The 20,450-nt window shown below is 66.1% G+C and carries 25 protein-coding genes, 1 tRNA gene and 1 riboswitch; of the genes, 14 read left to right on the top strand and 12 right to left on the bottom strand.

The window, feature by feature from the left end; all coding sequences use genetic code 11:
* Positions 1-18 precede the first annotated feature (18 nt).
* On the bottom strand, positions 19-1,680 hold the full coding sequence (locus tag ACPTTF_RS04030) for an FAD-dependent oxidoreductase (RefSeq protein ID WP_423370333.1): 1,662 nt from the start codon (positions 1,678-1,680) through the stop codon (positions 19-21).
* 364 nt (positions 1,681-2,044) lie between these two features.
* Here ACPTTF_RS04030 and ACPTTF_RS04025 point away from each other — a divergent pair, with 364 nt between their 5' ends.
* Complete coding sequence (locus tag ACPTTF_RS04025; RefSeq protein ID WP_321787485.1) at positions 2,045-2,848, top strand: EAL domain-containing protein; 804 nt, start codon at positions 2,045-2,047, stop codon at positions 2,846-2,848.
* Between the two features lie 135 nt (positions 2,849-2,983).
* Here the strand turns inward: ACPTTF_RS04025 and ACPTTF_RS04020 are convergent, their stop codons facing one another.
* Together ACPTTF_RS04020 and ACPTTF_RS04015 are read right to left on the bottom strand one after the other, a co-directional pair.
* Positions 2,984-3,394, bottom strand: coding sequence for a GFA family protein (locus ACPTTF_RS04020; protein ID WP_166956988.1), 411 nt, complete (start codon positions 3,392-3,394; stop codon positions 2,984-2,986).
* 152 nt (positions 3,395-3,546) lie between these two features.
* Entirely contained in the window at positions 3,547-4,338 is a 792-nt protein-coding gene (locus tag ACPTTF_RS04015) for an IclR family transcriptional regulator (protein WP_423370332.1), read from the bottom strand.
* A gap of 164 nt (positions 4,339-4,502) precedes the next feature.
* Here ACPTTF_RS04015 and ACPTTF_RS04010 point away from each other — a divergent pair, with 164 nt between their 5' ends.
* Positions 4,503-5,690, top strand: a complete 1,188-nt coding sequence (locus tag ACPTTF_RS04010; RefSeq protein WP_021157157.1) for an acyl-CoA dehydrogenase — start codon at positions 4,503-4,505, stop codon at positions 5,688-5,690.
* 150 nt (positions 5,691-5,840) lie between these two features.
* Here the strand turns inward: ACPTTF_RS04010 and ACPTTF_RS04005 are convergent, their stop codons facing one another.
* On the bottom strand, positions 5,841-6,479 hold the full coding sequence (locus ACPTTF_RS04005) for a peroxiredoxin (protein ID WP_166956984.1): 639 nt from the start codon (positions 6,477-6,479) through the stop codon (positions 5,841-5,843).
* A 318-nt stretch (positions 6,480-6,797) separates the two neighbouring features.
* On the opposite strand from ACPTTF_RS04005, the gene ACPTTF_RS04000 reads away from it, so the two are divergent.
* From ACPTTF_RS04000 to ACPTTF_RS03990, 3 genes are all read left to right on the top strand, one after another.
* The gene (locus ACPTTF_RS04000; RefSeq protein ID WP_006494044.1) at positions 6,798-7,100 is read left to right on the top strand and encodes a DUF883 family protein; all 303 of its coding nucleotides are present in this window, start codon (positions 6,798-6,800) and stop codon (positions 7,098-7,100) included.
* Between the two features lie 123 nt (positions 7,101-7,223).
* On the top strand, positions 7,224-7,613 hold the full coding sequence (locus ACPTTF_RS03995) for a phage holin family protein (protein WP_423370331.1): 390 nt from the start codon (positions 7,224-7,226) through the stop codon (positions 7,611-7,613).
* A 43-nt stretch (positions 7,614-7,656) separates the two neighbouring features.
* Positions 7,657-8,100 (top strand): DUF3318 domain-containing protein, encoded by a 444-nt coding sequence (locus ACPTTF_RS03990; protein ID WP_166956980.1) that lies wholly within the window; start codon positions 7,657-7,659, stop codon positions 8,098-8,100.
* A 54-nt stretch (positions 8,101-8,154) separates the two neighbouring features.
* On the opposite strand, the gene ACPTTF_RS03985 is transcribed toward ACPTTF_RS03990, so the two are convergent.
* The 7 genes from ACPTTF_RS03985 to glyA all read right to left on the bottom strand — a co-directional run bounded on the left by ACPTTF_RS03985 (position 8,155) and on the right by glyA (position 12,943).
* On the bottom strand, positions 8,155-8,601 hold the full coding sequence (locus tag ACPTTF_RS03985; protein WP_423370330.1) for a type IV pilin protein: 447 nt from the start codon (positions 8,599-8,601) through the stop codon (positions 8,155-8,157).
* The gene (locus tag ACPTTF_RS03980; protein WP_166957867.1) at positions 8,598-9,059 is read right to left on the bottom strand and encodes a hypothetical protein; all 462 of its coding nucleotides are present in this window, start codon (positions 9,057-9,059) and stop codon (positions 8,598-8,600) included. Before ACPTTF_RS03980 ends, ACPTTF_RS03985 begins: the two co-directional genes overlap by 4 nt.
* A gap of 203 nt (positions 9,060-9,262) precedes the next feature.
* Positions 9,263-10,096: a PilW family protein gene (locus ACPTTF_RS03975; RefSeq protein WP_423370329.1), complete on the bottom strand. Its 834-nt coding sequence runs from the start codon at positions 10,094-10,096 to the stop codon at positions 9,263-9,265.
* A complete protein-coding gene (locus ACPTTF_RS03970) occupies positions 10,086-10,496 on the bottom strand; it encodes a hypothetical protein (RefSeq protein WP_423370328.1) in 411 nt (136 codons plus the stop codon). The genes ACPTTF_RS03975 and ACPTTF_RS03970 overlap by 11 nt, the downstream gene beginning before the upstream one ends.
* On the bottom strand, positions 10,493-11,056 hold the full coding sequence (locus ACPTTF_RS03965; protein ID WP_423370327.1) for a GspH/FimT family pseudopilin: 564 nt from the start codon (positions 11,054-11,056) through the stop codon (positions 10,493-10,495). The genes ACPTTF_RS03970 and ACPTTF_RS03965 overlap by 4 nt, the downstream gene beginning before the upstream one ends.
* A 153-nt stretch (positions 11,057-11,209) precedes the next feature.
* A complete protein-coding gene (gene nrdR, locus ACPTTF_RS03960; protein ID WP_006476792.1) occupies positions 11,210-11,689 on the bottom strand; it encodes a transcriptional regulator NrdR in 480 nt (159 codons plus the stop codon).
* 6 nt (positions 11,690-11,695) lie between these two features.
* A complete protein-coding gene (gene glyA, locus ACPTTF_RS03955) occupies positions 11,696-12,943 on the bottom strand; it encodes a serine hydroxymethyltransferase (RefSeq protein WP_166956970.1) in 1,248 nt (415 codons plus the stop codon).
* A 137-nt stretch (positions 12,944-13,080) separates the two neighbouring features.
* A riboswitch (ZMP/ZTP riboswitch) is annotated at positions 13,081-13,181 on the bottom strand.
* 180 nt (positions 13,182-13,361) lie between these two features.
* Here glyA and ACPTTF_RS03950 point away from each other — a divergent pair.
* The 9 genes from ACPTTF_RS03950 to ACPTTF_RS03910 all read left to right on the top strand — a co-directional run bounded on the left by ACPTTF_RS03950 (position 13,362) and on the right by ACPTTF_RS03910 (position 19,907).
* Entirely contained in the window at positions 13,362-14,108 is a 747-nt protein-coding gene (locus ACPTTF_RS03950; RefSeq protein WP_423371842.1) for an SDR family NAD(P)-dependent oxidoreductase, read from the top strand.
* Positions 14,109-14,210: 102 nt separating this feature from the next.
* A complete protein-coding gene (ybgC, locus tag ACPTTF_RS03945) occupies positions 14,211-14,696 on the top strand; it encodes a tol-pal system-associated acyl-CoA thioesterase (protein ID WP_423370326.1) in 486 nt (161 codons plus the stop codon).
* A gap of 130 nt (positions 14,697-14,826) precedes the next feature.
* Positions 14,827-15,504: a protein TolQ gene (tolQ, locus tag ACPTTF_RS03940; RefSeq protein ID WP_021157170.1), complete on the top strand. Its 678-nt coding sequence runs from the start codon at positions 14,827-14,829 to the stop codon at positions 15,502-15,504.
* Between the two features lie 10 nt (positions 15,505-15,514).
* Positions 15,515-15,964 (top strand): protein TolR, encoded by a 450-nt coding sequence (gene tolR, locus ACPTTF_RS03935; protein ID WP_031399575.1) that lies wholly within the window; start codon positions 15,515-15,517, stop codon positions 15,962-15,964.
* Positions 15,961-17,016 carry a cell envelope integrity protein TolA gene (gene tolA, locus ACPTTF_RS03930; RefSeq protein WP_423370325.1) on the top strand — a complete coding sequence of 352 codons (1,056 nt, stop codon included), beginning with the start codon at positions 15,961-15,963 and terminating at the stop codon, positions 17,014-17,016. Before tolR ends, tolA begins: the two co-directional genes overlap by 4 nt.
* Positions 17,017-17,127: 111 nt before the next feature.
* A complete protein-coding gene (gene tolB / locus ACPTTF_RS03925) occupies positions 17,128-18,423 on the top strand; it encodes a Tol-Pal system beta propeller repeat protein TolB (RefSeq protein WP_059685118.1) in 1,296 nt (431 codons plus the stop codon).
* Between the two features lie 17 nt (positions 18,424-18,440).
* Positions 18,441-18,953: a peptidoglycan-associated lipoprotein Pal gene (pal, locus tag ACPTTF_RS03920; RefSeq protein WP_021157174.1), complete on the top strand. Its 513-nt coding sequence runs from the start codon at positions 18,441-18,443 to the stop codon at positions 18,951-18,953.
* Between the two features lie 19 nt (positions 18,954-18,972).
* A complete protein-coding gene (gene ybgF, locus ACPTTF_RS03915; RefSeq protein WP_011351071.1) occupies positions 18,973-19,722 on the top strand; it encodes a tol-pal system protein YbgF in 750 nt (249 codons plus the stop codon).
* Between the two features lie 108 nt (positions 19,723-19,830).
* A tRNA-Lys gene (locus tag ACPTTF_RS03910) sits at positions 19,831-19,907 on the top strand.
* Between the two features lie 100 nt (positions 19,908-20,007).
* Here the strand turns inward: ACPTTF_RS03910 and ACPTTF_RS03905 are convergent.
* A complete protein-coding gene (locus ACPTTF_RS03905; protein WP_423370324.1) occupies positions 20,008-20,415 on the bottom strand; it encodes a DUF3592 domain-containing protein in 408 nt (135 codons plus the stop codon).
* Between the last annotated feature and the right edge of the window lie 35 nt (positions 20,416-20,450).

Genomic DNA, 20,450 nt, shown 5'->3' with positions numbered 1-20,450 from the left:
CCGGTGTCTTTATCGTATTCAGCGTGCGCAGGTCGCGCGCGCCAGTGCATCGGCAAGCACCTGACGCTCGAGCGTGCGCGTGCGGGCGCAGACATGCTGGTCGGGGCGCAGCAGGTAGAACGTGCCGGGCTTCGCGTCGTAGCGTTGCGCGGCGAAGCCGTCGACGTCCTCCACGACGTCGACACCCGCGACCGGCTGCGCGTGCCCGGCCGGCACGACGAGCACGGGCCGCACCGGCAGCGCGAGGCCGTCGAGCGCCTGCGCGAGCGCGCCCGCATCGCCCGGCAGCCCGAACAGCACGCCGGTGAAGCCGCTGCCCAGATGCTGCAGCAGCCAGCCCGACGCGCCTTGCGCACGCACCGGCGCATCGGCCGCCGCGGCACCCGGGCGCATCGCGCCCGCGAATGCGTCGCCGTTGCGATCCGGCGTGTTCAGCGGCGAATCGGCCAGCACCGCCGGCACCGACAGGCGGCCACTATTCACGAGCTTGCGCGCGAACTCGCAGTCGCGCGCAAGCTTCAGCGTCGCGTCGCGGAACACGCGCGACACCGGGCTCTTCGGCGTGATGAAGTCGGTCGAGCGCGTCGAGTTGCGGATGTTCTCGTCGGCCGCGAACTCGCGCTCGCTCGCATACGTATCGAGCAGGCTGTCGGCCGAACGGCCGTCGAGCACGAGCTTCAGCTTCCATGCGAGGTTGTCGGCGTCCTGCACGCCGCTGTTCGCGCCGCGCGCGCCGAACGGCGACACGCCGTGCGCGGAGTCACCCGCGAACAGCACGCGGCCGTGACGGAACGACTCCATCCGCTGGCAGCGGAACGTATAGACGCTCACCCATTCGAGCTCGAACTCGACGTCCGGCCCGAGCAGCGCGCGCACGCGCGGGATCACGCGCTCCGGCTGCTTCTCGGCGACCGGATCGGCATCCCAGCCGAGCTGGAAGTCGATACGCCACACGTTGTCGGGCTGGCGATGCAGCAGCACCGACTGATTGGGGTGGAACGGCGGATCGAACCAGAACCAGCGCTCGGTCGGAAACTCCGCCTTCATCTTCACGTCGGCGATCAGGAAACGGTCCTTGAACGTCCGGCCGTGGCTTTCGAGGCCCATCATCGTGCGCATCGGGCTGCGCGAGCCGTCGGCTGCGACCACGTACTGCGCGCGCAGCGTCGCGATGCCTTCCGGCGTCTCGATCGTCAGCGCCGCGTGCTCGGCCGCCTGCTCGATGCCCGTCACCTTGTGCTTCCAGCGGATGTCGATGTTCGGCAGCTCGAGCGCGCGGTCGGCCAGATAGCCTTCGACGTAGTACTGCTGCAGGTTGATGAACGCCGGGCGCGCATGGCCTTCCTCGGGCAGCAGGTCGAATGCGTAGAGCTGCTCGTCCTGCAGGAACACCTTGCCGACGTGCCAGCTCACGCCCTTGTCGACGAAGCGCTCACCGCAGCCGAGCCGGTCGAAGATCTCGAGCGTGCGCTTCGCGAAGCAGATCGCGCGCGAGCCGGTCGACAGCGTGTCGTCGTCGTCGAGCAGCACGACGGGCACGCCCTGTTGCGCGAGGTCGATCGCGGCCGCGAGGCCCACCGGGCCCGCGCCGACGACGATCACCGGATGAACGGTCGCGTCCTGCGCACGCGGACGGTATTCGAACTTCAGCGTCTGGTAATCGATGCTCATGGTCGCCATCCGCCCCTCAATCCTGCCGGGCGCGCGCCGGCACGCCCGTCATCCCGCCCGTCGCCTGCCGGCGCGGCGCGCCGCTGTCCCGCGTGCAATGCCTGTCAACCGCCACGTCTCGCTCCTTGCTTCCTGTTGATTCGTGAACGGCGCCGTTTCGCGGCGCCCGCCTGCCGCATTTCTTGATCGGCGACAAATCCTGGATTTACGAATAGTAAAACCAATTACGAATAGTGAAATAAACGTAAACCCTAGGCGAAGCTGCGAGGACGGGATAAACATATGAGTGAAACGCCAAGCCGAGCTTGGCCGGCGCTGCTAATATCAAGCTACGAGGCGGCCCGTTCGGCCGCCGTTTTTCCTTCTTACGCCGATGATTCCGCCCACCATTCCCGAGCTGGTCGCCCGTGCCGGGCAACTGCCGTATCTGCGGGATCACCTCGCGCTTGCCGAAGGCGGCGTCGCGAGCGCGAATCTGCCGGAGCGCACGCTCGGCAGCGCCTACGAACCGATCTACGACGTGACGATGCCCGGCGCGCCGCAATCGACGTCGTTCGCCGATACGATCGAGCGCTACGGCGACGAACTCGGCTTCCAGGCCGTCACGCTCGTTACCGGTGCGGCGCACGATCCGGTCGACTCCGCCGTCGACGACCAGACGCTCGTCGCGATCGACCGCCTGTCGCGCGCGCTGCACGCGATCAACTTCTTCGGCGCACAGCGCCACGGGCTGTTGTTCCTGCGCGTGCACGAACGCCTGCTGAAGAGCGTGAAGTACGACCACGGCAAGCATTTCTCATCGGTGCTGCAGCGCTTCGGGCTGCCGACCGAGCGGATCGTGATCGAGCTGCCGGCGGTCGCGGTCGCGCACAAGACCTTCCTCGGCTACCTGACGCGCAGTTACCAGCATCACGGCTTCAAGGTCGCGGACAAGCTGCCCGACCCGGGCCGCATCCTCGCGGTCGAATCGGAGATGGCGCGCCCCGACTACATCAAGATGGATGCAGGCATCGCGTTGCGCGACGGGATGGTCAAGGCGCTGGTCGCGTATGCGCAGCGCGTGCGCATTCCGCTGATCTTCGACGGCGTCGTCGACGAAACGCAGTGCGAGCTGCTGCGCCAGCACGACGTGCGGTTCATGCAGGGGCCGGTGTTCGCGAAGGTCGTGACGGCCTGAGCGGATGAGAAAACCTTCGCGCGCGGGGTGGCGGGTGCCGGTCGCGGGTCTTTTGGTGCTTATGGGATGTGGGAGTCGGGTCGCCAGGCGTGACCCGCTGCTCGACACCTGCCCGTCAGTGCCGATGGTTACCGCTTATGCCCTTCCGCCTTCGTCATACTTGGGCAGCTCGTCGCCGATCTCGACGCCCGGGAAACGATCCCCGTACCAGACGTGCCACGCCGAACGTAGTCGCGACGGCTCGTCGAGCGTCGCGCTATTGATCTCGACCGTCTTCGGCGCGTCGATCAGCCGGTATTCGAGCTGCGCGCCGCAACGGCCGCAGAAGCGCCGCTCGCCCCACGCGCTCGACGCGTAGACGGTCGGCTCGCCCCGCAGGTATTCGAACGCGTCGATCGGCACCGATGCCGACGCGACGACCGCCGCGCCGGTCGTGCGCTGGCAGAGCCGGCAGTGGCAGAAACCGGCGTCGATCGGAACGTGGGCGATACGGTAGCGAATCGCGCCGCACGCGCATCCGCCTTCCATCGGCTCCGGATGAGACATCGCAAACCTCTTCGTTGTCGGGAAGCTGGCGAACGATGATGAGCGCGGTTCGCTCCGGTTGCAACAGACGACGGCGGCAACTCGCGCTCCTGTTCCCGTGAACGCCGGCGCCACACGGTCACAGCGGCGACCATTGCCGCGCGCCGTCTTGTTCAGGCCGTCTGCCCGAGCCGCTGCGCGAGCGCCTTCAGCTTCGGCCCGACCTGCATTCGGAACACGTCCTCGTCCATCGACGAGGCAGGACCGCTGCAGCTCAGGATCAGCCAGCGCCCCTCGCGCGGCTCGCGAAACGGCACGGCCGCCGCGTTCACGTCCATGTGCCACGCGCGGAACGAATAGCAGCAACCGCCGGCCGAGAACTCGGCCACCGCTTGCTGCGCGGCGGCGACGAGCGCATCGGCGTCGGCCGCACCGCCGGCCGCGCGATGCAGCTCCGCATAGAGCGCGCGGCGCACGTCCTCCGGCTGCACGGCCAGGTACGCGCGCCCCATCGAGCTCGTCAGCATCGACAGCCGCGAACCGGGCGCGAGCCCGAGCGTCAGCGCCGTCTCGCTGCGGATCGTCTCCAGATAGATCATGTCGAGCCCGTCGCGGCAACCGAGCGATACGGCCGCGCCGATCTCGCGCGCGAGCGCCTGCATGTGCGGCCGCGCGAGGTCGATCGTGCCCGATCCCGACAGCAGCGCGTAGCCGAGCGACAGCACGCCGGCGTCGAGCGCATACTTTCCGAGCGTCTCGTCGTAGCGCAGGTAGCCGAGCACGGTCAGCGTGTACGCGAGCCGGTTCACGGTCGCCTTCGGCAGCCCCGTGCGCTCCGCGAAGTCACGGTTACCGAGCATCGTCTCGCCGGGCCGGAACGCGCGCAGCAGGTCGAGCCCGCGCGCGAGCGCGACGACGAACTTGCGCTCGTCGATCGTGGTTTCGTCGATGGTTGAAAGTGTCATCTGGTGCTACACTGGGTTCGATTTGCAAAACATTGTTCCGCACAGCGGAACTTCAGTCAAGCAAACTTTTGGCATGGGGCCCGGCTGGAAGACCGGACCAACCGCAAAGCATGGGGCCAGAGTAAGCGCTGAAGCGCCAACTCTGCCCGACAGGAGATGAGACGATGAGTGCTGCAACTTTTCATTGGGACGATCCGCTGCTGCTCGACCAGCAACTGACCGAAGAAGAGCGGATGGTGCGCGACGCAGCGCAGGCGTACGCGCAGGACAAGCTCGCACCGCGCGTCACCGAGGCGTTCCGCCACGAGCGCACCGACGCCGAGATCTTCCGCGAGATGGGCGAAGTCGGCCTGCTCGGCCCGACGATTCCCGAGGAATACGGCGGCCCCGGCCTTAATTACGTGAGCTACGGGTTGATCGCGCGCGAAGTCGAACGCGTCGATTCGGGCTACCGGTCGATGATGTCCGTACAGTCGTCGCTCGTGATGGTGCCGATTTACGAGTTCGGCTCCGACGCGCAGAAGCAGAAATACCTGCCGAAGCTCGCAACCGGCGAATGGATCGGCTGCTTCGGGCTGACCGAGCCGAACCACGGCTCCGACCCGGGCAGCATGGTCACCCGTGCGAAGAAAGTGCCCGGCGGCTACTCGCTGTCCGGCGCGAAGATGTGGATCACGAACTCGCCGATCGCCGACGTGTTCGTCGTGTGGGCAAAGCTCGAGGAGAACGGCAAGGACGCGATCCGCGGCTTCATCCTCGAGAAGGGCTGGAAGGGCCTGTCGGCGCCCGCGATCCACGGCAAGGTCGGGCTGCGCGCATCGATCACCGGCGAGATCGTGCTCGACGAGGTGTTCGTTCCGGAAGAGAACCTGATGCCCAACGTGAGCGGCCTGCGCGGCCCGTTCACGTGCCTGAACTCGGCCCGCTACGGGATCGCGTGGGGTGCGCTCGGCGCCGCCGAATCGTGCTGGCACACCGCGCGCCAGTACGTGCTCGACCGCCAGCAGTTCGGCCGGCCGCTCGCCGCGAACCAGCTGATCCAGAAGAAGCTCGCCGACATGCAGACCGAAATCACGCTCGGCCTGCAAGGCGTGCTGCGCCTCGGCCGGATGAAGGATGAAGGCACGGCGGCCGTCGAGATCACGTCGATCATGAAGCGCAACTCGTGCGGCAAGGCGCTCGACATCGCCCGGCTCGCGCGCGACATGCTCGGCGGCAACGGCATCTCCGACGAATTCGGCGTCGCGCGCCACCTCGTGAACCTCGAAGTGGTCAACACGTACGAAGGCACGCACGACATCCACGCGCTGATCCTCGGTCGCGCGCAGACGGGCATCCAGGCGTTCTTCTGATCGTCCGGATGCGGCGCGCCCGGCAGCCACGCCGCACCGCGCACGCGCAAAAGACACGGCCCGCCCGGCATCACTGCCGGGCGGGCCGTTTTTCATCGGATCCGCGCTCCGGGCCGGCGGCCCGGTATTGCGTTCATGTGCCGCCGATGCTTACTTGTTCGGCTGCGGCGTGAGACGCAGATACGGACGCACTGCGTTGAAGCCCTTCGGGAAGCGCTTCTTCAGCTCTTCCGGATCCTGCAGCGACGGCACGATCACGACGTCGTCGCCATCCTTCCAGTTACCGGGCGTCGCGACCTTGTAGTTGTCGGTCAGTTGCAGCGAGTCGATCACGCGCAGCACTTCGTCGAAGTTGCGCCCCGTGCTGGCCGGGTACGTGATGGTGAGCCGCACCTTCTTGTTCGGGTCGATCACGAACAGCGAACGCACCGTCAGCGTTTCGTTCGCGTTCGGGTGGATCATGTCGTACAGCTGCGAAACCTTGCGGTCCGCATCGGCGATGATCGGGAAGCCGACGACCGTCGACTGCGTGTCGTTGATGTCGTTGATCCAGCCCTTGTGCGATTCGACACCGTCGACCGACAGCGCGATCACCTTCACGTTGCGCTTCTCGAATTCGCCCTTCAGCTTCGAGGTCAGCCCGAGTTCGGTCGTGCACACCGGCGTGTAGTCGGCCGGATGGGAGAACAGGACCCCCCAGCTGTCGCCCAGCCACTCGTGAAACTTGATCGGGCCCAGGCTCGATTCCTGCTCGAAATCCGGTGCGATGTCGCCAAGACGCAGACTCATGATGTTCCCTCCTCGAACGATGCTGGTTGAAACCGCGCCCGGGTCGGCGCGGGAAAGTCTGTCAGCTTACGGGAAGCAATGGGGCGTGCGAACGATTATTCCGTTTGATATTCATACTTTTTTGTCATTTTTGCCTGGTGTCGATGCAGCGCGGGCGGCCGCCCGGGAAACTTTTCACCCTGTTTGCCGCTCTGTTGATGATTACAAGTCGTTTACCATGCGGTCTTGCACTACCGTCGTGTGTCTTCCCGGCTCGCCAGCAGGCAGGCGTTTCGCTACGATGTGAACCTGCAGCATGACAGCATGAAGGGAGTTGCAATGTCGGAAATCAACAAGGAGAAACTGATGTCGGATATCAAAACCGTTCTGTCGGACGCCGAAGACCTGCTCAAGCAAGCTGCGAGCAGCACGGGCGACCGTGCGGCCGAGCTGCGCGAAAAAGCCATGTCGCGTCTGAAGCAGGCCAAGGAAAAGGCAGCCGACGTCCAGGTCGTGGTGGTCGAGAAGGGCAAGAAGGCCGCACGCGCAACCGACGATTACGTGCACGAGCATCCGTGGACGTCGATCGGCGTCGCCGCCGGCGTCGGCGTGCTGATCGGCCTGCTGATCAACCGCAAGTAACGCGCTCTGCGCCGTTTCGTCCCGTCGGCCGCGTCGCGCGGCCTGCGGGCGTCGAAGCCAGCCGGCGGTTTCCGCCGGCCGGCTTTGTTCTAGCTGCACACTGCACGCGCACGCACCTCACCCATGACGACAGACACCACCTCGCAGCCGTCCGGCCAAGGACCGCTGCGCCGCCTCGTCGGCTCCGCGATCGGCCTGCTGCAAACGCGCCTCGAACTCGTGAGCATCGAGCTTGCCGAGGAGAAGGAGCGCCTGATGGGCGTGCTGTTCCTCGGGCTCGCCGCGATGATGCTTGCGACGATGGCACTCATCAGCCTGACCGTACTCGTCGCGATCGCGTTCTGGGATACCTACCGCTGGCAGTCGCTCGCGGCGATCACCGCCCTGTATGCCGCAGGCGGGATCGTGTGCGCACTGAAGGCCCGCTCGGGCCTGCGAGACGCGCCGACCGTATTCGAGGCGACGCTCGCCGAACTCGAGAAAGACCGCGAACTGTTCCGCGGCAAGCCGTGAACGCAGTCGCGCTCACCCCTCCCACCTACTTCGCCGACGCGCCATGAGCCAGAACGTCACGGGCAATTCACCCCGCTCCCATTCGTCGCGATCGAACTGGAGCGCGTCGCAGCATCGCGCGCTCCGCAAGGAACTGCTGATCCTGCGATCCGAAGTCGAGCGGCTCGAACTCGCGGAAGCCGCCGGCGAAATGCGCCAGGCCGTCACGCGCTTCAGCTGGCTCAAGGTATTCGTCCCCGGCCTGTCCAGCAACAAGTTCAGCCAGTCCGCCAAGAACCTGAACGCGAGCCTCGGCAATCTCGTCAACCAGTATCCGATGCTGAGTTCGCTCGCCTCGCTCGTGCTCGCAAAGCCCGTTCGCTCGCTGCTGCGCGCGAGCGCGGGGCCCGCGCTGAAGTGGGGCACCCTCGGTTTCGCGGCATGGGAGGTCTACCGGATCTGGAAGCAGTCCCGCAACGAGCGCGGGCTCGACACGCACGACGACTGACCGTCGGCATCCTGCGCGCACGGCCATGCGCCGTGGCGCGCCTTCGATCCGAACTCAACGCACACCCCAGCACGCCGCGACCTGCCCGTCGGCGGCATCGCTTCGCACATTGCCTTTCGTCCCGTCCGAGCGCAGCGTGAATGCGCCGCATGCATCGTCATGCATCGGGCCCGTGTCGAGCGGGATTGCTTCCAGTTCATAGCTCACCGGTGAATCGTCGCCGTCCGGCCGCCTGAGCGCCAGTCGATAGACCGCGCGCCCGTCCGGCGGCGCTTGCGTGAGCGCCGTCGGCAATGCCGAAGGCGGCACACCCTCCAGCGTTTCGAGATATTGGGCCGCCCGGTACAGCGCAGCGACCGCCGACGCGCGATGAACGCGCACAACATGCTCGCGATATGAAGGGACGCCCCATCCGGCCAGCACCGCGACGATCGCGAGCACGATCATCAGCTCGATCAGCGTGAATCCCGCCGAGCGGTACATGGACGTGCGACCGTTCATCGAAGCACCGTCGCGACGCGACGCCAGCGCAAGGAGACGATGTGTCCGTCGCGGATCGCGACCTGATGCTGCAGCCAGACGGCGCTCGATGCATGCGCACCGACACCACGCGCGGTGACGACGTAAGCGCGACCGCCGGCCGGCCCTGCCCCGCGCCACGCTTCGATCAGGCATCGCGGCGGTTGCACGGCCATCGGCCATCCGGCGAACGGCGCAAAAGCTTCGGCAACCGCCAGTGCCGGCATGCGCCGCCACGCGTCGGGCTCCGCGTGCGACTCCCCTTCGCTCACATAGGGCGCCGAGCCCCGGCGCAATCGCGTCGTGCACGCAACAAGCGCAGCATCGGCCGCGTGGAATGCGACCAGCCGATCGGACAACGCGCGCGTGCGGCGCGATTCCGTCAGCGCAGCGTCGAACCACGTGCCTGTCAGCGCTGCAACCGCCGCGCCAACCGCGATCACCGCGGGCAATGCAACGCCCGCTTCGCGATGCCAATCGCGGCTGGCTGACCGCAAGCGTATGTACGGCGCTCGCCGGCCCGTTGCCAGGGCCTCCGCGCCTGCAGCCTGCCGCGGATCTTCGCCGCTTGTCGCGATACGCTCGTGCGTGTTGCCTGCCGCGACGCATCGTGAGCTCTCCGGCGCGTACGGCCCCGCTCCGTTCATCGCAGCACCTCGCGCTCGTTCGTTGCATCGCGCGACGTATCGTCGAATGCGCCCGCGGAATTCCTCAACGCGACGATGCGATCGAGCGTCATACGCGCGCGGCCGTCTTGCGCAACGACCGTGCGGCCGTCGCAGTCGACGTGCCGCGCCGGCTCGCCCGACGGTTCACCGCGCGCCCGCACGCAGACATGCACCGCCACGACATCGCGCCAGTCGTCGACGCGCATTGCATCGGCATCGACGAACTGCGTGCCGCCGCGCCGCAGATAGCGCACCCGCAACTGATCGATTCCCGACACGACCGGCTGTGGCGTGCCCGGACGGCCGTTTCCTTCGCAATACAGTTCGGGCTCGCCCGTCGACGGACTGACATGCACATCGAAGCGGTTCTCCAGCGGCGCACGTTCGCCGGACACGCCGACACCCTGCCCGAGGCAATCCGACACCTGGCCGCTCACGGTGGACCACGTCGACACGGCATCGCCGACATAACGAATCAGCAACGCGTCCGACGCAGCGCGCACGGGCTCGCACCGTACTTGCGCGCCATTTCCCCTCACGCGTGCCATCGAACAGCCGAACACGGGCGGCAACGACGACACGCCTTGCACATCGAGCGGCCGGAATCCTGCCATCTGGATCTGCTGGCCGATCAGCATCAGTGCGGTACCGGCCGCATCGCGCATCCGGAACCCGTCGTCCGCACGCCGCTGTGCAACGCGCTGCGCGTGGTACAGCGCACCGGCCGCCGCGAGCACGAGCAGACCGACGGTCATCGCGATCAACACTTCAAGCAACGTATGCGCGCGCATGCGGCGATCAGCGTTCATCGGCGTCAGTCTCCCGATACGGAATCCGGACGCACGACGGCGGCTGCGCCGACCTCCCCGCCGCTTCGCATCGCGGCCCGGTAGCCGCATTGCCGCCCCGCCAGCCGACAACCGCGTAGCGGACGCCACCCGGCCCGTCACCACGCGTCAGCGCGCCGCCAGGCAGCGACGCCGCGGCCCGCGCCGCGAGGCCATCGTCAGCCGCCGTGGCTACGTGCACGCGCTCGATACGTGCATCGGCCAGCCACAGCGCGCGCTCACGCCAGATCGTCGCGCGCTGTGCACGCGCCATCGCAAGCTGGCTGCCCGCCACAGCCAGCATCACGGCCGCGAGCAGCGCGACGGCCAGCATCGCTTCGATCAGCGACGTGCCGCGCATTGCGTTGCGCACCGCGCTCACGCCGCATCGCAGCGGCCGGCGACAACCCGCGCCCGGCCGCCTGCCGCGATCAGCACGCAACGCGATGCACGCGCGTCGTCAGCCCCCGACGCGACGCGTCGCGGACGCAATTCGAAACGCCGGATGCCACCGATTGCCTGACCGACCGGCGGTGCAAACGCGAGATCGTGCGCGGCACCCGCGACAGCCACTTCGGCATCGCGCGGATAGCGCCTCAGCACGCGTGACTGCCCGTCGACCTGCCCGCTGACGATCCAGTCGCACGACCATTCGGCCGGATCGCACCGCTCACCGGCACGCAAACAGGTGCTGCCGCTGCCTGCCCTGCACAGCGTGACGCGCACGCCGAGACGCGTCGCCTCGGACCGTGCAAACGACAGTGCGCCGAGCAACGCGCGCGAGCGTGCATCCACACGTTCGCGCGTGCGCCACTGGTCGAACGCGGGCGCCGCGTGGAGCGCGAGCCCGGCCGCCAGCGAGATGGCGACCATCAGCTCGACGAGCGTGAACCCGCCGGAGCGTCGCAACACATTATTCAGGGGTTGAGCGTGCAGTCCCATCGCAGCCGTCCTTCGCCAAGGTGATGCGACGACTGTAGCGACGCGTGCGGACGCGCGCCATTTGCCGAATGGCCGACTGGCGGCATGCGATAGCGGCCGACACAATCGGCACGAACTGACCCAACGGAGAAGACGATGAACGGACGCAGCGCGTCAGCGCTTACGCGGAGTCTTGGCGGGAGAGGCGCGACGGAACTCTTCGATCACGTCGGCAAATTCGGAAACGTCCTCGAACCGGCGATACACCGATGCGAAGCGGACATAAGCGATCGTATCGAGGCCGCGCAACTCGTTCATCACGAGTTCGCCGAGCTTCTCGCTACGCACTTCGCGCTCGCCTGTCGCGAGCAGTTGATACTCGATGCGGGCGACCGCCGCGTCGATCGCGTCGGCAGCAACCGGCCGCTTGCGCAGCGCGAGTTGCATGCTGGCGACGATCTTGCGACGGTCGAATTCCGTGCGGCTGCCGTCCTTCTTCACGACGAACGGCAGGGACAGCTCGACCCGCTCGTACGTCGTGAAGCGCTTGTCGCAAGCCGAGCAGCGACGGCGCCGCCGGATCGCGGCGCCATCTTCGGACACGCGCGAGTCCACGACCTGCGTGTCGTCATGCCGGCAGAACGGGCAGCGCATCGTCGATCAGCGATAGACCGGGAAACGCTTGGTCAGCTCGGCGACCTGCGCGCGCACGCGCTCGATCGTCGCCGCATCTTCCGGGTTGTCCAGCACGTCCGCGATCAGGTTGCCCACCTGTTCCGCTTCCGCCGGACCGAACCCACGCGTCGTCATCGCCGGCGAGCCCAGGCGCACGCCGCTCGTCACGAACGGCTTTTCCGGGTCGTTCGGGATCGCGTTCTTGTTCACCGTGATGTGCGCCGCGCCCAGCGCCGCTTCCGCTGCCTTGCCCGTGATGTTCTTCGCGCGCAGGTCCACCAGCATCACGTGGCTTTCCGTACGACCCGACACGATCCGCAGCCCGCGCTTCACCAGCGTTTCAGCCAGTACGCGTGCGTTCTCGACCACCTTCTCCTGGTACGACTTGAACTCCGGCGACAGCGCTTCCTTGAACGCCACCGCCTTGCCGGCGATCACGTGCATCAGCGGGCCGCCCTGGATCCCCGGGAAGATCGCCGAGTTGATCGGCTTCTCGTACTCTGCCTTCATCAGGATCACGCCGCCGCGCGGGCCGCGCAGGCTCTTGTGCGTCGTCGTCGTCACGAAGTCCGCGTGCGGCACCGGGTTCGGGTACACGCCCGCCGCGATCAGGCCCGCGTAGTGCGCCATGTCGACCATCAGGTACGCGCCCACCGACTTCGCGATCTTCGCCAGACGTTCGAAATCGATCTTCAGCGAGAACGCCGATGCGCCCGCGACGATCAGCTTCGGCTTGTGTTCCTGCGCGAGCTTCTCGGCCGCTTCGTAGTCGATGTCTTCGTTCTCGTTCAGGCCGTAGCTCACCACGTTGAACCACTTGCCCGACATGTTCACCGGCGAACCGTGCGTCAGGTGGCCGCCGTGCGCGAGGCTCATGCCCATGATCGTGTCGCCCGGCTTGAGCATCGCGAAGAACACGCCCTGGTTCGCCTGCGAACCCGAGTTCGGCTGCACGTTCGCGGCTTCCGCGCCGAACAGCTGCTTCACGCGGTCGATCGCCAGCTGCTCCACCACGTCCACGTATTCGCAGCCGCCGTAGTAGCGCTTGCCCGGATAACCTTCCGCGTACTTGTTCGTGAGCTGCGAGCCCTGCGCGGCCATCACGGCCGGGCTCGTGTAGTTTTCCGACGCGATCAGCTCGATGTGATCTTCCTGGCGGCGGTTTTCCTGCTCGATCGCGGCAAAGATTTCGGGATCGACGTTCGCAATGGTGCTTTGGGCTCTGTCAAACATACGGTTTCCGTTAAGTGTGTACAGGTTGACCGGAGCGGCCGAGTACGGTGCGCTGCTGGCGGGACCAGCTCGACGTGGCGGAAGAATCCGTATGACGCGAGGCAGGACAGCCACCGGCGATGCACGCGACGGCGCACAACGGCTGCCCAGGCGAACGGCAAAAACGGCGCCCCGCGCTTCACGGTGGGATGCTCCACCTTGAACCCGAAGGGTTCTATCGCCAGTCACGCAGGGGTGATGAGCGCGTTAGTGTATTGGATGCGTCATGAATAGGCAACCGCACGGCGGTGCGCCGGAAGCAATTGGGGCCAGACTCTACGCGCCCGTGCCGGAACGCTTTGCCGCCTTGCCGCGGTGCGGCAATCTCAGTAGGCTTGCGGGATACCACCCGCTATTTTGTCATCGACCAGGAGCAGCAATGATCGTGTTCGTCACAGGCGCGTCCGCCGGCTTCGGCGCCGCCATCGCCCGTGCCTTCGTCAACGGAGGCCACCGCGTCGTCGCGACCGCGCGCCGCAAGGATCGTCTCGATGCGCTCGCCGCCGAACTCGGCGACGCCCTTCTGCCGCTCGAACTCGACGTACGCGATCGCGCGGCCGTCGAGGCCGTACCGGCCGCCCTTCCCGCCGAATTCGCGGCACTCGACGTGCTCGTCAACAACGCCGGCCTCGCGCTCGGCGTCGAGCCGGCCCAAAAGGCCAGCCTCGACGAATGGCACACGATGATCGACACGAACTGCACGGGCCTCGTCACGGTCACTCACGCGCTGCTGCCCGGCATGATCGCGCGCGGCCGCGGCCATGTCTTCAATCTTGGCTCGGTCGCCGGTTCGTACCCTTATGCGGGCGGCAACGTCTACGGCGCAACCAAGGCTTTCGTCAGACAATTCAGCCTGAACCTGCGCGCTGACCTGCTCGGCACGCCGTTGCGCGTCACCGACATCGAGCCGGGCCTGTGCGGCGGCACCGAATTCTCGAACGTCCGCTATCGTGGCGACGACGCAAAGGCGGCGAACGTCTATAACAATGTCCAGCCGCTCATGCCCGAGGACATCGCCGACGCGATCTACTGGATCGCGACGCGCCCTGCGCATGTCAACGTCAACACGATCGAGCTGATGCCGATCGCGCAAGCACCCGGCGGCCCGACCGTCCACCGCGGCTGAAGCCCTGCGGGCCCGGCCCTTCCGGGCCGGCCCGCAGTGTGCTACGGCATACTACATTCCGTTACGAATCGGTTACGAATCAGGCTTCTGCCTTCCGGTAGAATGCGCGCCATGACCCAGCCTACCCGCTCCCCGGAAGCGCCCTCCGGCTTCATCTGGCCGGTGCGCGTGTACTACGAGGATACCGACGCAGGCGGCATCGTCTTCTATGCCAACTACCTGAAGTTCTTCGAACGCGCCCGCACCGAGTGGCTGCGCGCATGCGGCATCGACCAGCGTGGGCTCGCCGACGATACCGGCGCGATCTTCGTGGTCCGCAGCACGTCGCTCGACTACCGCGCGCCGGCGCGACTCGACGACACGCTGGCGATCACGAGCCGGCCAGGACGCATCGGTCGCGCATCGGTGGAATTCGCGCAGGAAGCCTGGTGTGGAGACACGCTGCTCGTGGCCGGACACATCCGTCTCGGCTGCGTCGACCGTACCGGCATCCGGCCCGCGGCCATCCCGCCGGCGGTGCTCGAAGCGCTGCAGCGCGGGCCCGTCATCGACGACGAGCAGACTGCACTGTCAACGAAGCTCGCATGAGCGCCGTTTAGACAAAGCCTATGAACTTGCCTTTCTGATTCGATACTAAGCAAGGTTCGGCGCCAGGCATGGCCGGCGCGCCGCGCCGCACGCATACCGGGCGCCCCGAAGGGACGTTACTCAAACCTCTATGAACACTTCTCAAGACCTGTCGATCATTTCCCTCGTCCTCAACGCGAGCGTGCTGGCCCAGGCCGTGATGGGGCTGCTGTTGCTGCTGTCGCTGATGTCGTGGACCTTCATCTTCCGCAAGTGGTTCGCGATCCGCCGCGCACGCGCGCAAACAGAACGCTTCGAGAAGGATTTCTGGTCGGGCGGCGACCTGCAGGCGCTGTACCAGAGCGCGGCCAACAACCGCCACACGATCGGCGCGCTCGAGCGGATCTTCGAATCGGGCATGCGCGAGTTCCTGAAGGCGAAGGAAAAGCGCATCAGCGATCCGGGCCTCGTGCTCGACGGTGCACGCCGCGCGATGCGCGCGTCGTTCCAGCGTGAAATGGACGTGCTCGAAGCGAACCTCGCGTTCCTCGCGTCGGTCGGCTCGGTCAGCCCGTACATCGGCCTGTTCGGCACGGTCTGGGGGATCATGAACTCGTTCCGCGGCCTCGCGAACGTGCAGCAGGCCACGCTCGCGAACGTCGCGCCAGGCATCGCCGAGGCGCTCGTCGCGACCGCGATCGGCCTGTTCGCCGCGATTCCGGCGGTGGTCGCGTACAACCGCTACGCGCACGACATCGACCGGCTCGCGATCCGCTTCGAGACCTTCATCGAAGAGTTCTCGAACATCCTGCAGCGTCAGGCCCAGTAAGGAGCGCGCCATGGCAGGAAGTCCCATCCGATCCAGCATGCGCGGCGGCCGTTCGCGCCGTGCGATGGCCGACATCAACGTCGTGCCGTACATCGACGTGATGCTGGTGCTGCTCGTGATCTTCATGGTCACCGCACCGCTCGTCGCCCCGTCGATCATCAACCTGCCGACCGTCGGCAATGCCGCGCCGCAGGAGCAGACGCCACCCGTCGTCGTCAACATCAAGGCCGACCGCACGATGAGCGTCAAGTACAAGGGCGACTCGGGCGCGACCCAGGAAGACACGATGACGAAGGCCGAGCTCGACAGCTTCATCGCGGCCCGGCAGGCCGATCACCCTGACCAGCCGGTCGTGATCGCGGCCGACAAGACCGTGCAGTACGATGCAGTCATGACCGTGATGTCCGATCTGAAGGCGCGCGGCGTCAAGCGCGTCGGTCTCCTCGTCAAATCGCAATGAACCCGCAGCAATCCACGCGCAGCACCGGCTACCCGCCTCAGCCTCCCCGCGAGCGCGGTACCTGGCGCGCATTCGCGCTCGCCGCGCTGATGCACGTGCTGCTCGCGCTGTTCCTCTATCACGGCGTACAGTGGCAGAACAGCACGCCGGCCGGCGCCGAAGCCGAGCTGTGGACCGAGGTGCCCGACGTGCCCGCGCCGCGGCCCGTCGTCACGCCCACGCCGCCCGTGAAGGTCGCGCCGCCCCCTCCCCCGGTACGCGATGAGCAGGCCGACATCGCGCTGCAGCAAAAGAAGCGGCAGCAGGAAGCGGCCGCGCGTGATGCGCTGCTCGAGCAGCAGCGCCGCGCGCAGCAACTGAAGGCCCAGCAGGAAGACGAAGCCCGGCGCGCCCAGCTTGCGGCGCAGCAGGCAGCCGCACTCGCTGCGCAAAAGGCCGCGGAACGCGACCGGCAGAAGCAGGCCGACAAACTCAAGCAACAGCAGCTCGCCGAGCAGCAGAAGCTCGAACAGCAGAAAATCCAGGAGCAGAAGCAGGCGCAGCTCGAAGCGCAGCAGGCGGCGAAAGCGAAGGCCGACGAGGCCGCGAAGGCAAAGGCGGAAGCCCAGGCCAAGGCGAAGGCCGAAGCCACGGCACGCGCAAAGGCCAATGCGGCAGCGAACGCGAAGCTCGACCGCGAGCGCAGCGCGCGTCTCGCGCAGATGCAGGGCCTGTCCGGCGCCGGTGAAGGCGGCGGCGAAGGCCTCGCGAAAAGCGGCACGGGCACGGGTTCCGGCGGCAATGCCGCGACGCCCGGCTATGCCGACAAGGTGCGCCGCCGCGTCAAACCGAACATCGTTTGGGGCGGCGAACGAGCAGGCCTGACCACCGTCGTCAAGATTCGGTGCACGCCGTCCGGTGACGTATTGAGCGCATCGGTCTCCCGCTCCAGCGGGAATTCGGGGTGGGATCAAGCCGTGGTCAATGCGATCCACGCATCGGTCCCGTTGCCGCCCGATTCTAACGGTCGTACCCCGTCGGACATTACGATTACCTTCAAGGCGGCGGAGTGAAAGGAAATACGCTTACACTCCGTGCGTCGCGATCAGACGGGAACGAATCGGGTATTTTTACTGTCTCTCTGCGGTTGCGCAGCGATCCAAGTCATACGGGAAGCAAGAAGCATGAGTTTGATGACAAAGCTAGGTTTCAGGGCACTCGTGGCCTCGTGTCTGATCACGGCGGGCAGCGCCGCTAACGCTCAGGTCAACGTGCTGATCACCGGTGTCGGGTCGACCCAGTTCCCCATCGCCACCGCGAATTTCGCGAACGAGGCGAACCTGCCGCAGCAGGTCACGTCGATCGTCCGCGCCGACCTCGCCCGCAGCGGCAAATTCACCAACATCGACGCAGGCAGCACGCCCGTGCCGGAGACCGCATCGGTCGATCTCGGCGCATGGAAGGCCAAGGGCGCCAATGCGTTCGTCGCCGGCAGCGTGAACCGCGAGGCGAACGGCCAGTACAAGGTCAACTTCATCCTGTACGACACCGTGAAGCAGCAAAGCCTCGGCGGCCTGTCGCTGACGGCCACCGACACCACGCTGCGCACGGCCGGCCACAAGATCGCCGACTACATCTACCAGAAGCTGCTCGGCGTGCGCGGCGTGTTCGCCACGCGCCTGTCGTACGTGATCAAGACCGGTAACCGCTACCAGTTGCAGATCTCGGATTCGGACGGCCAGAACGCGCGCATCGCGCTGTCGAGCACCGAGCCGATCATCTCGCCGTCGTGGTCGCCGAGCGGCACGAAGGTCGCGTACGTCTCGTTCGAGCGCAAGAAGCCGATCGTCTACATCCACGACCTGCCGACCGGCCGCCGCTACATCGTCTCCGACCAGAAGGGCAACAACAGCGCACCGGCATGGTCGCCGGACAGCAACACGCTGGCCGTCGCGCTGTCGCTGACGGGCAATACGCAAATCTATACGGTCAACTCGACGGGTGGCGGCCTGCGCCGCCTCACGCAGAGCAGCTCGATCGACACCGAGCCGTTCTACTCGCCGGATGGCCGCTGGATCTACTTCACGAGCGATCGCGGCGGTGCGCCGCAGATCTACCGGATGCCCGCACAGGGCGAAAGCGCCGGTGCCGCGCAGCGCGTGACCTTCACCGGCAGCTACAACACGAGCCCGCGTATCAGCCCGGACGGCAAGCTGCTCGCTTACATCTCCCGCACGGGTGGGGGCTTCAAGCTGTACGTTCAGGATCTGCAATCGGGCGCGGCGAACGCCATCACGAATACGAACCGCGACGAATCGCCGAGCTTCGCGGCAAACGGCCAGTACCTTCTGTACGCTACCCAGTCGGGTGGTCGCAATGTTCTGGCAGCAGTGCCCTCCGACGGCAGCGCGCCGCCGCAAATCCTGTCCGTCCAGGGCGGCTCCGTACGTGAGCCGTCGTGGGGGCCCTTCATGCAATGACCACAAGGAGAGTAACCATGATGTCGAATAAAGCTCGTCTGGCCCTGGCCGTGATGATGATCAGCGCGCTCGCAGCGTGCAAGTCGGGCGTGAAGCTCGACGACAAGGCCAACAACGCGGGTGCCGTCAGCACGCAGCCGAGCGCCGACAACGTCGCGCAAGTGAACGTCGATCCGCTGAACGACCCGAACAGCCCGCTCGCGAAGCGCAGCATCTACTTCGACTTCGACAGCTATTCGGTGAAGGACGACTACCAGTCGCTGATGCAGCAACACGCCCAGTACCTGAAGAGCCACCCGCAGCGCCACGTGCTGATCCAAGGCAACACCGACGAACGCGGCACGAGCGAGTACAACCTCGCGCTGGGCCAGAAGCGTGCGGAAGCCGTCCGCCGTGCGATGGCACTGCTCGGCGTGAACGATTCGCAAATGGAAGCCGTGAGCCTCGGCAAGGAAAAGCCGCAGGCGACGGGTCACGACGAAGCATCGTGGGCGCAGAACCGTCGCGCCGACCTCGTCTACCAACAGTAAGTAACGGAAGAATCGCCGTATGACGCACCGTGTATCCCTGCTGCGCGTTGCCGCAGCATTCTGCGTCGCGGGCGCGGCGTGGTCGGCCGCGCCGGCGCACGCCGGCGTGTTCGACGACAACGAAGCGCGCCGCGCTGTGCTCGACCTGCGCAGCAAGACCGACAACCTGGCCAGCCAGTTGTCGGCCGCCCAGCGTACGATCCTCGATCAATCCGGCCGTCTCGACCAGCTGAACCAGCAGGTCGCGACGCTGCGCGGCGAGAACGAGGATCTGACGAACCGGCTGACGACGCTCGAACGGCAGCAGAAGGAGTACTACCAGGACCTCGACACGCGGCTCAAGAAGTTCGAGCCGCAGCAGGCGACGATCGACGGCGTGGAAGGCACCGTGCAGCCGGGTGAAACGGATGCGCTCAGCGCGGCGCAGCAGCAGTTCCGCAACGGCAACTTCAAGGCGGCGGCGGCTTCGTTCCGCGCGTTCATCGCGAAGTATCCGCAGAGCCCCTACCAGCCGACCGCACAGTACTGGTACGGCAATGCGCAATACGCGCTGCGCGACTACCGCGGTTCGACTGCAACGTGGCAAGGGATCGTCAGCAAGTTCCCGCAGCACCCGCGCGCCGCCGACGCCCTCGTGGCAATCGGCACGAACCAGCTCGAGCAAGGCCAGAAGGCGGCCGCGAAGAAGACGTTCGAGCAGGTCGTTTCGCAGTACGCCGGTTCGAATGCTGCGCAGACGGCGCAGGGCAAGCTTGAAACGATCAAATAATTATCGCGGCGAGTTGTTGACAGCCTAACAAGCCGTCGCTATAATCTTTTGCTCTTTGGGTCGCTGCAGAAGTTGTTGAAGCAACGAACCAACAGGTTTCAAGAACGTGGGGTGGTAACTCAGTTGGTTAGAGTATCTGACTTTTAATCAGAGAGTCGAGGGTTCGAGTCCCTCCCACCCTACCAACTATCTTTGATAGTGCAATTAAAGCCTCCCCAGCGGAGGCTTTTTTGCGTCTGGCGCATCCGTGTCGAGCCCGGCATCCCGATGATGCCCGCCACACGCTCAGCCACGCCCTCCCCCTGACTTCGACAGAAGCGACTCCCCCGTCAAGCCCGCGTAAAGAAACGCAATCGTGAAAGCGATCGGGATGATCGAATCGAGCCACATGTTCGTGAACGTGTCGACTGTTGCGCTGGCTAGCGGCCTGGCCGGGTCATAGCGAACCGGCACCTTGTCGCCGACCTCCACCGTCACGAAGCTCCCCGGAAACGATACGCGCTCGCCGCTTTTCGTCGCGAACTCGATCAGCGGGTGATGCGCGCCGTGGGTCAACCGGACGACCGTTCCCTGCACGGCAACGGACGATCCGATAAAAGCGAGCCGTTCGTCGATCGTTTCCGCACTCCACACCGCCAGGATCGCGCCGAACACCAGCGCCACGTAATTGAACCTCGGAGTCTTGTCGGCCATCATGTTTTCCGGTGTCGATCCGTTCACGACTCCCG

It is taken from the genome of Burkholderia crassaminum (assembly GCF_964265005.1).
Taxonomy (GTDB): domain Bacteria; phylum Pseudomonadota; class Gammaproteobacteria; order Burkholderiales; family Burkholderiaceae; genus Burkholderia.
The sequence above is the reverse complement of the archived record's forward strand: the minus strand, read 5'-3'. Positions and strand labels throughout refer to the sequence as shown.